Below are 14,674 nucleotides of genomic sequence, written 5' to 3' on the forward strand. Positions count from 1 at the left end.
TGTTTTTATTTTAATTTATCACTTTATATCCTTTCCAGCCATAATATGCGCAAAAAGCGAAACATATCATTGGCACAATGTATGCGATGTAGTACATCTCTTCGTTGGCATGCATGAAATATGCCGTAAGCTGCGGCAGACAGGCGTTGCCGACAATGGCCATGACAAGAAATGCCGAACCGCTCTTGGTCTGGTCGCCCAATCCCTGCAGGGCCAAGGAGAACTGTGTGGGATAGATAATAGACATGAAGAACGACACGGCAAGCATGGCATAAATGCCTACATGTCCGCCAAAAGCGCAGATAACGCCACACAGGATTATCAGCAAGATTGAATATACCATAAGCATGTGCGACGGCTTAAACTTTATCATCAGCGCAGTGCCCACCCAGCGGCCTACCAGAAACGCCAGCATGTAGAATCCGAAGAACGTTGTGGCTGTGGCCTCATCAAGTCCGGCATACACACAGCAGTAAACGAGGAAGAGGCTGTTGATGGCCGTCTGTCCGCCGTTATAGAAGAACTGTGCGATGACGCCCCAGCGCAAGTGTGAATGTCTAAGCACGGAGAAGTCGATAAGCTTGCCTTCGCCGCGGGCCTCGCCCGACTTGCTTTCATCTGCTATTTTAGGAAATTTCGTAAAGACGAATATCAGCGCCACGACAATCAGCAGCGTGCCCAGAAGCAGATACGGCAGACGCATCGACTCGGTTTCGTGCTGAATGTATGCCTCCCAGCCGCCTTCATAGCTCAGGGGCAATGTCTCACGCGTGTAATTATTGCCGCTCAGCACCAGCTTGCTCAAGAACATGGCAGAGATAAACGCGCCAAGACCGTTGAACGACTGGGCCAGGTTAAGACGCCTTATTGACGTCTCCGGCTTGCCCAATACTGTTACATACGGATTGGCAGCCGTCTCAAGGAAGCACATACCCGTGGCTATAATGAAGAAGACACACAGATAAACCCAGTATGACTTGATCATAGCTGCCGGGAAGAACAGGAAGCCGCCCAGCGAGGCAAGGCACAAGCCAAAGATGATGCCGGCCTTATAGCTGTAACGCTTCATGAACATGGCTATTGGTATAGGGAAGATAAAGTAGGCCAGCCAGTAAGCCGTCTCTGTAAACGAAGCCTCAAAAGTGTTGAGCTCGCAGGTCTTCATCAGCTGCCTTATCATCGTCGGCAGCAGATTGCTGCTTATCGCCCATAGAAAAAACAGGCAGAATATCAGCGACAAAGGCACTATATAGCTATTTTTTTTCATAACGACATCATATTATTTACTCCGACATATTCTTTACGTATGGCAGGTCAGGCAGGTTGTTGAAGCCATAGAACTTTTCAGCGTTCTCGCCGAGGAACAGTCTTTTTTCCCTGTCTGTCAGGTCATTGGTCTTTAGGATAAAGTCATAAGACATCTTATAGGTTATGGCCGTTATGGTGCGCGGATAGTCTGATCCCCACATCAGCTTGTCGGCACCAACCATGTCGATGGCCTCCCTGATAGCCCTGACGGCTCCGTTAAAGGGATAGAACTCTTTATTGAACAGCCATGTTATGCCGCCCGACTCTATCATCACGTTGTCGTTAAGGGCGAGTTTTATCTGGTCTTCCCAGCCCGGGGCGGTAACCATGCCGAAATGTCCTATAGCAATCTTCAGGCGCGGACACTCCTCTATCACCTCCTTGATCTCGCCGTTCTGCAAGTTGTTTTCAGCCAGACATAACGACAGGATGACGCCCTTGTCCTCCATCAGATGAAACATCTTCATCATTTCGGGAGAATTCAGGTTTACTCTTCCGTCGCTCAATATCAGCCTGTGGCCAGGTATGGCAATACCCTTGAAGCCGCTATCGATAAGCGAAGCTGCAGTGTCATAGAATCCGGGCTTGAAGTAATCGCACATACCGAACACAAAGAAGCGTTCGGGATAGTCGCTCTTCACCTTTGCCAGATAGTCGTTCTGTATGCCGTCGATAAACTCCTGCACGACAACAGCTCCGCCCACCTGTGCGTAGTTCATGTTAGAGAGGAACACCTCGGCGCTGTTTACGCCGTCTATCATAAATGGCGGAACCATCTGCACCTCTTCCGTAAGAAAGAACGACCGGCCATTCTTCAATGTCCTGACCGGCATTCCGTTCCAAGAAGTATCCTGGCGCAGCCACAAATGTGAATGCGCATCTATAATCTTATAGTCCATGTCTGCCCTGCGATATTATGTGTTAGCCCAGCGCACACGCATCTGGTCGCCAATTATCTTCTGTACTTCCTCAACCAAGCTGCTGTCCATCGGCGAATTTACATAGTCGATGTTCTTCAGCACATTCTGAGGATTAGCCGAGCTGAACAGCGTGGTGGCGATGCGCGGATTGCTTGTAGAATACTGCACGGCGAGCTTTTCTATCGGATAGCCGTGTTCTGTGCAGTAGTCAGAAGCACGCATGCAAGCCTCCTTAAGAGCCACCGGAGCCGGATGCCATGCCGGTGCACCGCGCTGCGACAACAGTCCCATCGAGAACGGCGAAGCATTTATTATGCCCACATTGTTTGCCTCAAAGAAGTCGAGATAGTCGAGCAGCATCTCGTCGTTGAGGCTGTAATGGCAGAAACACAACACAGACTCAACCGTTCCGGCCGGAACATGCTCTATCACCCATTTAAGGTTTTCGGGCTGCAGGTCGGTGATGCCCACATGCTTCACCACTCCTTCCTCGCGGAGCTTCACCAGTGCGGGCAGAGTCTCGTTGACAACCTGATTGAGGTCGGCAAACTCAACATCATGAACATTAATCAAGTCGATGTAGTCAATGTTGAGGCGCTCCATGCTCTCGTAGACACTGTCGGTTACGCGCTTGGCAGAATAGTCCCAGGTGTTGACGCCGTTCTCGCCGTAGCGTCCCACCTTTGTCGAAAGATAATATCTGTCACGCTGTATTTCCTTCAAGGCTTTTCCCAATACCATCTCGGCCTTGTAATGACCGTAATATGGAGATACGTCTATAAAGTTAATTCCGTTGTCAACTGCCGTATGGACTGCTTTTATGCCCTCTGACTCGCGTATGTCATGAAAGACGCCGCCTAAAGAAGAGGCGCCAAAGCTGAGATTAGACACACGCATTCCTGTTTTTCCTAATTCATTGTAGATCATAGTAGAAATATTTATATCTTACGATATGACGCAAGGCAATGGAAAATGTCATATTAAAATTGTTTAAATTATTATGTCTTTCTTCACTCAACCTGCCAAATCATGCTTTTTTAAGCACTTTCAGCCACCGCATCACAGGCATTGCCACACCTTATAAATACACGGATAAAGCCATAATACGCATGTCAATGCTTACATTTTTGACAAAAATTATAGGTTGTATCCATAGATTTTCAAGAAAAAGAACGTATATTTGCACATCGCTTGTGAGCGAAAACCGCATGGCGCGGATTATCTCTCCGCAGACAGGCTTCCATCAGGAATACTTTACTAAACACATCGTCATGTTCGAAAAATGAACATCCGGATTCAGAATCATGGTTACATACGCTGAAAGGCAAGAAAAAATCATCCGTCAAAAATCCGAGTTTTAATATCAAATCACGAAGTGGTCATTATGTTCAATTTTGTAAATTTGCGCAGTCAAAATAATCAAAATATGAAAAGTATACTTGACGGACGTCCCGCATTGAAAAAAGAAATTGACAAAGTGGCTGAAGTAGCCGGTTATCTTTGGCAGAAGGGATGGGCTGAAAGAAACGGAGGAAACATTACAATAAACATCACAGAGCTGGTTGACGACGAAATAAGACAGATGCCGGCCATAAGTGAAGTGAAGCAAATAGGAGTAACGCTGCCTCATCTTAAAGGCACATACTTCTTCTGTAAAGGAACAAACCGCAGAATGCGCGACTTGGCCCGCTGGCCAATGGAGAACGGAAGCGTAATCCGTATACTTGACGACTGCGCAAGCTATGTGATCATAGCCGACAACGTGGTTAATCCCACGAGCGAGCTGCCTTCGCATCTCATGGTGCACGACCATCTGATTGAGAAAGGCTCTCCTTACCGCGCATCGCTGCACACTCACCCGATTGAGCTTGTTGCAATGACACACATACGCAAGTTCTTGGGCAAAGACGTGCTAACGAAGCTGCTTTGGAGCATGATTCCGGAGACAAAGGCTTTCTGTCCGCGCGGATTGGGCATCATTCCTTATCAGTTGCCCAGCAGCGTTGAGCTTGCAGAAGAAACTGTAAGACAGCTTGACGACTACGACGTGGCAATGTGGGAGAAGCACGGAGTGTTTGCCATCGACAACGACATCATGCAGGCATTCGATCAGGTTGACGTGCTGAACAAGAGCGCCCTGATATACATCGCTGCCAAGAACATGGGCGAAGAGCCTGAAGGCATGAGCGACGAGCAGATGGCTGAAATGTCTAAGGCATTTAACTTGCCTAAATAAAGTTTGAATAAAAATCTTATCATTCTCAGATAATATTAGTTTAAGAGTCTATTTAGACGGCGGAATCCTGATGCTGTGAAGCATTGGGATTCTGTTATTTTATGGGGTTTCAATATCAGGCAGGACCATATTTGCGGCTGAATAGACATGCTGACACACCATAAAATTAAACCTCAATCGGCATCAGGCCGCCATAGCTTTATCTATTTTGTGCATTCATACTTTCAGCCCGTCTTTATGTTCACTTTTTCTTGGCATAGCCCGCCATGCCTGCGAAAAATCTAACTAAAATCCCCTCAAAATAAAGCAAAAATACAGACTGAAAACTAATAACGATTTGGATTGAAACCACAGGCCAACAGGACGTAGCTACATAAAAGTTTATGTTACGGCTGATTTTACAGAGACGATTATCCACACCTCATGACGGCAGACTTATCCTGAAACAGCAAGATTTGTAAAAGACGGCATTCTGCCCTGTAAAAGGTGGCTTTTTACAGGCTGATATGCGGCTTTTTACATTGCGAAAAGCCACATATTGCATGCCATGAAACAGCACTGATAAATACAAGAAGTTTTTTAAGCCAAATCAGACCACTTGCGTTATACAGCCAAACAATATATTTTTTCAGAAAAAACTCGTCACTCATCACATCTGCACGCAACCCTCTGACAGACAGAGACATAACGTGTGACGAGTTGAATAAGCAAAACGTCACCAAACATCACGCCCAAGCAAGGCAGGTGATATATGGTGACGTTTTACAGCTGCAACTCATCACGCCACAAGTCAGTAAAAATCAACAAGTTACACGCTGATGTGACGAGTGATGAGTTTTCAGGAAAAACTTTTTTACCTTATTTGCGTCATTCGCCCGACTCACTTCAACAGCTGGGGAAGGAACGAAGACACAACAAGTATGATAATGCCGGCCACGAGCACGGCGATGGTCTTCTGCGAACAGCCTTTCCACTCTTTCAGTATTATTCCCCATACATTGCTGAAGGTTACGTTGAGGGCCATCAGTATGCACCATGAGAATGTGAGCAGCACGGGCGAATCGGTCAGGAATCCCTTGCCAAGGCTAAGGCCGAAGAACTGGCTGTACCACAGCAGTCCGGCAAGGGCGCAGAACACGATGTTGTTAAGATAAAGGCTTGTCTGCGAATAGTCGCCCCATGTGCGGTTCTTGCCGTTCTGGTAGAAACAGTATACCGCGTTGGTGACAAAGCCGCCCAGCGTAACGAGGAACGTTGCGGGCAGCGTGCGGAACATCGGGTCGGTGGCGTCGCCGAAGTTGAGATGCTCGCCAAAGCCGAGACCTATGCTGAAGCATGCGCTCATAAATCCTGCAAGCAGCGCAACGATGATGCCCTTGGTGAAGTTGAAGTCCTTAACGGCCTTCTTCTTCTCTTCGTCACTGAGCGACTGCGACTTCATGTTGCCAGCTACGCCAATAACGCCAATACCTATCAGCGTAACCACCACGCCTACGATAACGGGCATCGTAAGGTCTTGTGTGTTGCCCGTAAATATGGGGGTGAGTATGGTTCCGAGTCCGGCGCATGTGCCGAGAGCGATGCTCTGTCCGAGAGCCACTCCGAGATAGCGCATAGAAAGGCCGAACGTAAGGCCGCCGATGCCCCACAGTACGCCAAAGAACATTGTCCACAAAGCCGCCACGGGGTCGGCCATATACACTTCAGCGAGACTGTGGCCTGAAGGCACTGCCAGCAAGGCGCCGAGCAGCGGGAACACGAGCCACGCAAAGACACCCTGAACAAGCCAATAAGACTCCCAGCTCCATTTCTTTATTTTGTTGATGGGCACATAACAGCTCGACTGGCAGAATGCGCCCACAGCTATTATTATCAGTCCTATTATTATTTCCATCAGAAGAAACTGAAAAGATTATAAACTATGGATTATTAATTAAAAAAGAGTTGAGAAATATTTCTCGATTCTCAACTCTTTTCATTTGTCTTTCTGTCTACTATATTAACCTCTTTTTGATGTTACGTCTTTTTCATACTGCTCTACGTCGGCAATGAAAGCCTGACCAACAGGCACATTGTTGCGCAGACAGAACTCGTCGTAAACAGCGTTCCACGGAAGAGCCTTAGCCTCCTCGAGCAGAGCCAGACGCTCAAAGCCCTTGCCCTCGTCTTCATACTTGCGCAGTGTTGCCAGCGGCTCGAGCAGGGCGCGCAGCATGCACTTCTGTGCGGCACGGCTACCTACGACATAAGCACCGATGCGGTTGATTGAAGCGTCGAAGTAGTCGAGGCCATAGTGTACGCGGTCGAGAGCACCTGCACGTACAATCTCGCTGAAGAGGTCGAGTGTCGGGTCGTCCATGATTGTAACGTGGTCTGAGTCCCAGCGGATCGGACGGCTTACGTGCAGCATCAGCTCAGGCACATAGAGCAGCATGGCCGAAACCTTGTCGGCAACGCTCTCTGTAGGATGGAAGTGGCCTGTGTCGAGTGTAATCATCTTGTTGTTCTGCGCAGCGTAAGATGTGTAGAAGTCGTTTGAGCCTACAGTATAGCTTTCAAGACCTATACCGAACACCTTGCTCTCTATGCAGTCCTTCATGTTGTCATATTTTGTTGCGAAGATCTGGTCGAGAGAGTCTTTAAGCAGTTCGCGGTATTTCAGCTTGTTCACTGTCATGTCCTTGCTTCCGTCATGCACCCAGAGGTTCATGATACAGGGATCGCCCTGTGCCTTACCCATTTCCTCGGCAATGGCACGGCAACGCTTTGTGTGCTCAATCCAGAAGTTGCGTATGCCTTCGTCAGGATTTGCCAGAGAAAGGTTGCCGCTCTTTGGGTGAGAGAATGAAGTAGAGTTGAAGTCGAGCTTCATGTTGTTCTCCTTACCCCACTCTATCCAGCTTGCAAAGTGCTTAGGCTCAACCTGGTCGCGGTCGACAGTCTCGCCCTTGAAGTCGCCGTATATTTCATGAAGGTTCAGACGGTGAGTTCCGGGGATGAGCGACTTAGCCTTTATTATGTCAGCTCTTACTTCGTCTATGTTGCGTGCGCGTCCGGGATAGTTACCGGTTGTAGCGATACCGCCGCTCAGCGAACCTGTAAGGTTCTCGAAGCCGATAACGTCATCTGTCTGCCAGCAATGCAGGCTGAGATGAAAGTCCTGCATCTGATTCAACACCTTCTCTGTATCAACGCCAAGCTCGGCATAGCGCTCTTTGGCTATCTCGTAAGCCTTATTTATCATTTCTTCTTTCATAAGTTATAAGTTTTATAATTTTTTGGTTTATTCGTTTTATTATTTATTTTCTTTTGACTCTACCACTTTCAGGTATTTCTCGTAAACAGCATCCCACTCAGCCTTGTCCTTAGGCTCGAAGCGCTTCATGCTCACGCTGTCGGCTATGATGCGGCGCATGTCGAAGATATCCTCAACGGCTCCGGCAGCCTTAGCCTGCAGCATGATGTTGCCAAGAGCGGTGCATTCCTGCGGACCGGCAAGCACGGTGACGCCTGTGGCGTTGGCCGTAAACTGGTTGAGATACTCGTTGAGCGAGCCGCCACCGATAATATGAAGAGTGTTTATCGGGAACACCGACATTTCTTTAAGATAGCCGAACACCTGACGGTAACGCAGCGCCAGACTGTCGAGTATGCAGCGGCATATCTCGGCATAGCCTTCGGGTACGTGCTGACCTGTCTCTGCGCAATACTGCTTTATGGCAGCCTGCATGTCGGCAGGATTGGCAAACATCTCGTCGTCAGGGTTTATGATGCTCTGAAAGGCAGTAACCTTCATTGCGTCTGCCAGCAGCACGCCATAGTCAGACGGAGCCTCGTCGCCCCACTCCTTGCGGCAGCGCTCAAGCAGCCACATGCCGCAGATATTCTTAAGGAAGCGTGTGGTGCCTTCCACTCCGCCCTCATTGGTGAAGTTCAGCTCATAGCTGCGCCCGTTAATTATGGCGTTCTTGGTCTCAATGCCCATAAGGCTCCATGTGCCGCTGCTGAGATAGGCAAACTTCTCGTCGGCAGCAGGTACGGCAGCCACGGCACTTGCCGTGTCATGACCGGCAACGGCTATCACCGGCACGGGGCCAAGCCCTGTCATCTTCTGCACCTCATCAGTGAGCACGCCTATCTTGTAGCCGGGAACAACCATCTTGCCAAACTTGCCGCGCGGAAGTTCGAGACTCTCGAGCAGCATCTCGTCGAGCTCTTTCGTAACCGGATTGAGCATCTGGCTTGTTGAAGCTATGGTATATTCGCAGACAGCCTCGCCCGTGAGCATCCAGCTGAGCGCATCAGGCATGAAGAGTATCTTCTCGGCATTCTTCAGAGCCGAATTGCCGTCGCGTTTCATGGCATAAAGCTGAAACAGCGAATTGAAGTTCATAAACTGTATGCCTGTGGCGCCATACACTTTCTCCTTTGACACTTTCTTTTCGAAATACTCCTCCATCGCACCAAACGTATGAGGGTCGCGATATGAGAACGGATTGCGCAGCAGCGCGCCGTCGTCGCCCACACATACGAAGTCGACGCCCCATGTGTCGATGCCGATGCTGGTTATCTCGACGTTACGTTTTGCCACAATCTTCAAGCCTTTTATTATCTCGAAATAAAGAGCGTAAATATCCCAGTAAAAATGTCCGCCGGTCTCTATCAGGTTGTTAGGAAAGCGTGTAATCTCCTCTAACTTTATCTTACCGTCTGAAAGAGTGCCGACGATAGTCCTGCCGCTTGTAGCTCCAAGGTCGACAGCAAAGAAACATTTTGAATTGCCCATTTAGTATATTAGTATGTTTTTAGCGTATTAAATTAATTTCTGCAAAGATAAAGATTATTTCAAATAAGTGAATATAACAATTTGATTTTTAGACAATAAGATTTGAGAATAAAACTTAGCTTAACATTATGAAAGCATCTGTGCATCACTTCTTTGCAAACGTTTTCGTAAGGACAAGCATATCGTCCAGAGGGCAAAATCACGGCTCACGGAACGGACAGACATATTGTTACTGCCGACGGGATGACTAACGGCACAAACAGACAAAGATGAAGAAAACAAGCATAACAACACGTCACAAAAAGGCAGAAAACAGGACCAGATTATAACACAAACAAAGTATTTTTCGGTAAATATTTTATTGGAGTAGAAAATAATTACTAAATTTGCACGATAATATGAACTAATCTTAAATAATTAAAAATGTCAACTTTAACATTAGCTATCGTAACCGTATTTATCATCGGTTATCTGTGTATTGCCCTCGAAAGCTTCACCAAGGTGAACAAGGCTGCCATTGCGCTGCTTATGCTGGTGGGCTGCTGGACAATATTTATGTTCGATCCGGGAAGCTACCTGCCCGGTGTTGCCGGCGATAAGATATCGCTTGCTGTAAATGAAATAATTGAGAAGCATCTGGGAAGCACTTCAACCACACTGTTCTTCCTTATGGGTGCAATGACCATCGTTGAGGTGGTTGACCAGAACGGCGGCTTCAACTTCGTCCGCGACATGATGAAGACGAAGAACAAGAAGACTCTCTTGTGGCGAATAACGTTCATGACGTTCTTCCTTTCGGCCATCCTCGACAACCTGACGACCAGCATCGTTATGATAATGATTCTGCGAAAGCTGATTCAGGAACGTAAAGACAGACTCATATATGCGTCGCTCGTGATTATAGCGGCCAACTCAGGAGGTGCCTTCTCGCCTATTGGTGACGTTACGACAATCATGCTGTGGAACAAAGGTCTGATAACGGCTGCAGGAGTTATAAAGGAACTTATTGTGCCGTCACTTGTTTCTGTGGCTCTGCCTGCCTACCTGCTGTCGCTGTCGCTCAAAGGCGAAATAGCTGTTCCGGCAATAGCCGGAGGCAAGACGGCTGAAACCAACGAACTGACAAAGAAACAGCGCAAGACGGTGTTCCTCATCGGTGTGGGCGGTCTTATCTTCGTTCCTATATTCAAGTCGATAACTCATCTGCCTCCGTTTGTAGGCATATTGCTGGTGCTCGGCGTGCTGTGGACCGTAACCGAACTGTTCTATCGCCATCTGCACAAAAATGAGGAGAGGGGTGCAATGCAGAAAAGAGTTGTAAACATCCTTTCACGCATCGACATGAGCACCATTCTGTTCTTCCTCGGCATACTTATGGCCGTTGCCTGTCTTGAGACAATAGGCGTGCTGGCCACTCTGGGCGAAGGCCTCAACACAACATTCAACGGCAACCATTATATCGTAACAGGCATTATCGGCGTGCTGTCGAGCATCGTTGACAATGTGCCTCTCGTAGCAGGATGCATGGGTATGTATCCTATTGCCGAAGTGGGCGACATGGCACAGGACGGCATATTCTGGCAGCTCCTGGCCTACTGCGCCGGCGTGGGCGGCTCTATGCTCATCATCGGATCTGCCGCAGGCGTTGTTGTCATGGGTCTCGAAAAGATTACTTTCGGCTGGTATATGAAGAGGATTTCTCTTATAGCATTTGCAGGATATATGGCCGGAATATTGATCTATTGGGTAGAAAAGACATTCATCGGACTATAACATAGTCATCCGTCGATAACGGCACGCATCTCATGACGTAACCGTGCATGGGGTGCACAAAATACAAAAAAAGAGGAAATGCATCATAAGCGTGCATTTCCTCTTTTTATATATCCACTTGCTCTGCCTAGGCAGAATTTATCCCCCAGCCGGTCATATAAAATTTCCGTTTTGACATTGAGCAGATTGTCATGGAACGGGCATATAATAAAAAGGTATGCCGCAATAAAAAATCGGCCATTAGACATTGATTATGACTAATGACCGATTCTATTCTAAAGAGCCTTCTGCCGCACTGTCATCTTGTGCCGGCTCTATATTCGCTTGGTTTACAGCCTATCTTCACCTTAAACTTACTTGAAAAATAGTCGGGCGAATCAAAGTTGAGCCTGTAGGCAATCTCCTTTATACTCATGTCTGTGGTAGACAGCAATTCCTTTGCACGCTGCAGGCGCAGGTCCTGCTGATAAAGCGCCGGCGACATGCCGGTGTATTCCTTGAACAGCTTGCGGAAGTTAGAATAGCTTGAGCCAAGTTCTGCCGCAATCTCCTGCACCGTTATCTTCGACTCCACACCCTCGCGTATGCGCAGGCGTGCCTTGTTTATCATGTCTACGTATCCGCCGCGGCGGTTAAGTTCCATGTTGCGTTCAAGCGCATACATGTGGCCGAGCAGATTGTTCACGATGCCGGCAAGTATCTGCTGCGAATAGGCAGCCTCCTCCTTTGCAGCCTTTATGGCCGAGTTATACAGATAAACGATGTCGCCGCTGAAACCTACATGATATACGGGCTTCTCGAGCGACAGGAAGTTGTAGCGCATACGGTCGTCCATGTTGCGGCCCTTGTAGCCAATCCAATAGCTCTTCCAGAACACTCCCGGCAGAGGATGGTACGTATGCCACTCTCCCGGAAACAGCAAGAAGATATCACCGGCCTTGATATGAACATTCCTTACATGCTCCGACGAGAATATGCCCTCGCCTTCTATAAGATAGAGCATCTGATATTCATCAAGCACGCGGCCGCGCTCAACATCAAAAAAATATCCGTCGCCATGCCCCTTGGTAGGATAGTCCTCGTCAGGGCCCACTTCGTCGTATCCCACAGTATTTACGACAAGTCCCCATTGGGCGTCACGGTCGTTAGCTACTAAATATTTACTGTCCTGCATGCGTCAATTTATTCTCAGTTAATTACATACTGCAAATGTTTCATGGGATGTCCGCCCCAGGTGTTGTTGCCTACGAACTTGAATCCCACCCTGCCATAAAGTTTCTCAGCCTTCGGATTCCCGGTGTCTACGAGCAGTCCTACAGCAGGCAGCCCCATGCCCTTGGCCTTTTCGATAACGGCATTGAGCAATACGGTTGCCACGCCCTTGCCACGGCAGTTTTCAGGTACGGCTATGCTGTCGATATACAGCTCGCCCGGCCCAGTCTCGTCAGCTATATTGCTGAAGTCGCGGCCGAAGTTGTCATTCATGGCCTTGACAAAAGCCTTGCGCAAGTCGTGCAGATGTCCGCCGTCGTAAGACACGCACATACCGCAAACTCCGCCGTCCTCGTCTATAGCCACCATGGTGTTCTTATAGCTGTACTGCGAATCTTCCGAAAGCACGAGTTCTGTCATCACACGCTCAAAATCATCGAGAGTGTGGTCAGGACCGACAAAATACTGGCAACATTCATAATTCATAGCCTGCATTATCAGTCTTGCTATCGAAAGAGCCTGAAATTTCTGAGCTGATTGTATTTCCATTGCAAAAGATTAGATTATATCATTCGTTGCAAAAATACTGAAAATAATACAATCTACAAAATCTATTACTCAAAATCAGCCGGCGCTTAATATTTATAGCGTATTATTCTTCTTTTTTCAGTGTTACAAGCACTTTGTCAATACGCGCACCGTCCATGTCGACAATCTCGAGATTGAACCCGTTCCATTCGGCACGCTCGCCCGACTGCGGTATATGCTTCAGCTGCTCTATTATCAGTCCGGCCAAGGTGTTATAGTTCTGTTCGCCGTCGTACAGGTCTTCTTTGTCAAAATAAGACAGGAAGTCGTAGAAAGAGCACTGTCCGTCAACAAGCCAGCTCGCTGCGTCTTCACGCTCTATGATGTCAGGTTCGTTGTTCACCTCGTCTATAGTTCCTACAAGGCCCTCAAGGATGTCTCTCAGAGTGATTACACCCTGAAAGCTTCCGAACTCGTCGCAGATAAAGGCCTGCGTAAGGCGTTTCTCCTTCATCTGTTCGAGAGCCTTATACACGCTCATGTTCTCGTAGAAATAAACAGCCGGACGCATTATCTCCTTCAGGTTGAGAGTGCTTGCGTCGAGCCTGAAGATAAGATCCTTAAGCGACACCACGCCCACGATGTTCTCCAGGCTGTGGTCTATCACGGGATACGACTCATAGAGGTCGTCGTTGAGCACTTGTCTTATCTCGTCCTTAGTCATGTTCACGTCAAGCGTAACCACCTCTGAGCGGTGTGTCATAAGCGAATTTACCTTAAGGTCGCCAAGCATGAACACGCGCTCAACGATGTCCTGCTCAACTTCCTGCACCTCGCCGTCTTCCTTACCTTCCTGGACAATCGACTTTATGTCCTCCTCTGTAACCTTGCTCTCCGCATTCTTCACTCCGAGCAGGTTGACTATTGCCTCTGTGCTCTTTGACAGAATCCATACGAACGGACTGGCTATGAGCGACAGCACATACATAGGGCGCGATATTACCTTTGACACGCGCTCGGCAACGCTCATGCCTATGCGCTTTGGAACAAGCTCGCCAAGAATTATCGTCAGATATGTAACAATGACTACTATTATTGTCTGTGCCACGGGATAGGCCCATGATGCCGACATACCGACATGCTCGAGCACGTCAGCAAACTTGCCCGATATGGCCGAACCCGAATAGATACCTGTGAGAATGCCGATAAGCGTGATGCCTATCTGTACGGTGGATAAAAACCGGTCGGGGTCGTTGGCCAGCCTGAGGGCGGTCTTTGCGCCCTTGCTCCCCTTCTTCTCGTCGTTTGTTAATGTTACCTTTCTCGCTGATATAACTGCTATCTCGGACATTGAAAATATTCCGTTGAAAAATATCAATAGCAGAATAATTATAATTTCTTCCATTAATGGTTTAAACCGTATTGTTTCAGTTGCAAAGATAATGCATGTAAAGTTAATTTCAAAATAAATAGGCACATTTTATTTAAATTGAAATACATTATGTGAATGAAGAGATAAGAGTGAAGAGCGAAGTTTTCAAATGTTATGCCAATTTACATCTGTACAACATCTTACAATACAACATTTGAAATGACCGGCATCTAACCTTATTCCTTCACTCTTATCTTTCACTCCTATCTCTTCACTTCTCAGAACGTCGGTGTATTCACCGGCTTGTTTTTAACCGTAGGCAGTGTCTGATTATTTATCTTCTTTCCTGCCGTGAAGTTCCATGTAACAAACAGCACTACGTGCGAATCCGGTGTAAGCAAAGTGCGTCTCTTCTCCCAGCCTTCACCGAACATAGTAAGTTTCTTTGTGTTGTAGAGTATGTTTTCGTACAGAAGGCTCACGTTCATCTTTCCTTTCATCAGCGACACATATCCGCTGACGTCCATTTTGAACCTCGC

At 47.7% G+C, this 14,674-nt stretch carries 12 protein-coding genes; 2 read left to right on the forward strand and 10 right to left on the reverse strand.

Annotation, left to right across the window (positions count from 1 at the left end; all coding sequences use genetic code 11):
- Positions 1-10 precede the first annotated feature (10 nt).
- The 3 genes from fucP to ACZMIG_RS13095 are packed head-to-tail and all read right to left on the reverse strand — an operon-like array spanning position 11 to position 3,155.
- Positions 11-1,267: an L-fucose:H+ symporter permease gene (gene fucP / locus ACZMIG_RS13085; RefSeq protein ID WP_053399041.1), complete on the reverse strand. Its 1,257-nt coding sequence runs from the start codon at positions 1,265-1,267 to the stop codon at positions 11-13.
- Positions 1,268-1,283: 16 nt separating this feature from the next.
- The gene (locus ACZMIG_RS13090; RefSeq protein ID WP_298455834.1) at positions 1,284-2,207 is read right to left on the reverse strand and encodes an amidohydrolase family protein; all 924 of its coding nucleotides are present in this window, start codon (positions 2,205-2,207) and stop codon (positions 1,284-1,286) included.
- A gap of 15 nt (positions 2,208-2,222) precedes the next feature.
- On the reverse strand, positions 2,223-3,155 hold the full coding sequence (locus ACZMIG_RS13095; RefSeq protein WP_021853654.1) for an aldo/keto reductase: 933 nt from the start codon (positions 3,153-3,155) through the stop codon (positions 2,223-2,225).
- 499 nt (positions 3,156-3,654) lie between these two features.
- On the opposite strand from ACZMIG_RS13095, the gene rhaD reads away from it, so the two are divergent.
- A complete protein-coding gene (gene rhaD / locus ACZMIG_RS13100; RefSeq protein WP_021853656.1) occupies positions 3,655-4,464 on the forward strand; it encodes a rhamnulose-1-phosphate aldolase in 810 nt (269 codons plus the stop codon).
- Positions 4,465-5,344: 880 nt separating this feature from the next.
- Here rhaD and rhaT read toward each other — a convergent pair.
- The 3 genes from rhaT to ACZMIG_RS13115 all read right to left on the reverse strand — a co-directional run bounded on the left by rhaT (position 5,345) and on the right by ACZMIG_RS13115 (position 9,250).
- Positions 5,345-6,358: an L-rhamnose/proton symporter RhaT gene (gene rhaT, locus ACZMIG_RS13105; RefSeq protein ID WP_021853657.1), complete on the reverse strand. Its 1,014-nt coding sequence runs from the start codon at positions 6,356-6,358 to the stop codon at positions 5,345-5,347.
- 105 nt (positions 6,359-6,463) lie between these two features.
- Positions 6,464-7,720, reverse strand: coding sequence for an L-rhamnose isomerase (locus ACZMIG_RS13110; RefSeq protein ID WP_418874032.1), 1,257 nt, complete (start codon positions 7,718-7,720; stop codon positions 6,464-6,466).
- Between the two features lie 39 nt (positions 7,721-7,759).
- Positions 7,760-9,250, reverse strand: coding sequence for a rhamnulokinase (locus ACZMIG_RS13115; RefSeq protein ID WP_487889677.1), 1,491 nt, complete (start codon positions 9,248-9,250; stop codon positions 7,760-7,762).
- A gap of 423 nt (positions 9,251-9,673) precedes the next feature.
- Here ACZMIG_RS13115 and nhaD point away from each other — a divergent pair, with 423 nt between their 5' ends.
- A complete protein-coding gene (gene nhaD / locus ACZMIG_RS13120; RefSeq protein ID WP_418874030.1) occupies positions 9,674-11,023 on the forward strand; it encodes a sodium:proton antiporter NhaD in 1,350 nt (449 codons plus the stop codon).
- A 298-nt stretch (positions 11,024-11,321) separates the two neighbouring features.
- Here the strand turns inward: nhaD and ACZMIG_RS13125 are convergent, their stop codons facing one another.
- The 4 genes from ACZMIG_RS13125 to ACZMIG_RS13140 all read right to left on the reverse strand — a co-directional run.
- Complete coding sequence (locus ACZMIG_RS13125; RefSeq protein ID WP_021853663.1) at positions 11,322-12,197, reverse strand: helix-turn-helix transcriptional regulator; 876 nt, start codon at positions 12,195-12,197, stop codon at positions 11,322-11,324.
- Positions 12,198-12,211: 14 nt separating this feature from the next.
- A complete protein-coding gene (locus ACZMIG_RS13130; RefSeq protein ID WP_021853664.1) occupies positions 12,212-12,784 on the reverse strand; it encodes a GNAT family N-acetyltransferase in 573 nt (190 codons plus the stop codon).
- 103 nt (positions 12,785-12,887) lie between these two features.
- Complete coding sequence (locus tag ACZMIG_RS13135) at positions 12,888-14,168, reverse strand: hemolysin family protein (RefSeq protein ID WP_487889678.1); 1,281 nt, start codon at positions 14,166-14,168, stop codon at positions 12,888-12,890.
- 245 nt (positions 14,169-14,413) lie between these two features.
- Positions 14,414-14,674 (reverse strand): hypothetical protein (locus tag ACZMIG_RS13140; RefSeq protein ID WP_487889679.1); only part of this gene is annotated, 261 nt, incomplete at its 5' end.

This window comes from Xylanibacter sp. (assembly GCF_057607445.1).

Bases quoted from the DNA above. Each gene is read 5' to 3' on its own strand.
- fucP (WP_053399041.1), bottom strand. From the start codon at position 1,267: ATGAAAAAAAATAGCTATATAGTGCCTTTGTCGCTGATATTCTGCCTG.
- ACZMIG_RS13090 (WP_298455834.1), bottom strand. From the start codon at position 2,207: ATGGACTATAAGATTATAGATGCGCATTCACATTTGTGGCTGCGCCAG.
- ACZMIG_RS13095 (WP_021853654.1), bottom strand. From the start codon at position 3,155: ATGATCTACAATGAATTAGGAAAAACAGGAATGCGTGTGTCTAATCTC.
- rhaD (WP_021853656.1), top strand. From the start codon at position 3,655: ATGAAAAGTATACTTGACGGACGTCCCGCATTGAAAAAAGAAATTGAC.
- rhaT (WP_021853657.1), bottom strand. From the start codon at position 6,358: ATGGAAATAATAATAGGACTGATAATAATAGCTGTGGGCGCATTCTGC.
- ACZMIG_RS13110 (WP_418874032.1), bottom strand. From the start codon at position 7,720: ATGAAAGAAGAAATGATAAATAAGGCTTACGAGATAGCCAAAGAGCGC.
- ACZMIG_RS13115 (WP_487889677.1), bottom strand. From the start codon at position 9,250: ATGGGCAATTCAAAATGTTTCTTTGCTGTCGACCTTGGAGCTACAAGC.
- nhaD (WP_418874030.1), top strand. From the start codon at position 9,674: ATGTCAACTTTAACATTAGCTATCGTAACCGTATTTATCATCGGTTAT.
- ACZMIG_RS13125 (WP_021853663.1), bottom strand. From the start codon at position 12,197: ATGCAGGACAGTAAATATTTAGTAGCTAACGACCGTGACGCCCAATGG.
- ACZMIG_RS13130 (WP_021853664.1), bottom strand. From the start codon at position 12,784: ATGGAAATACAATCAGCTCAGAAATTTCAGGCTCTTTCGATAGCAAGA.
- ACZMIG_RS13135 (WP_487889678.1), bottom strand. From the start codon at position 14,168: ATGGAAGAAATTATAATTATTCTGCTATTGATATTTTTCAACGGAATA.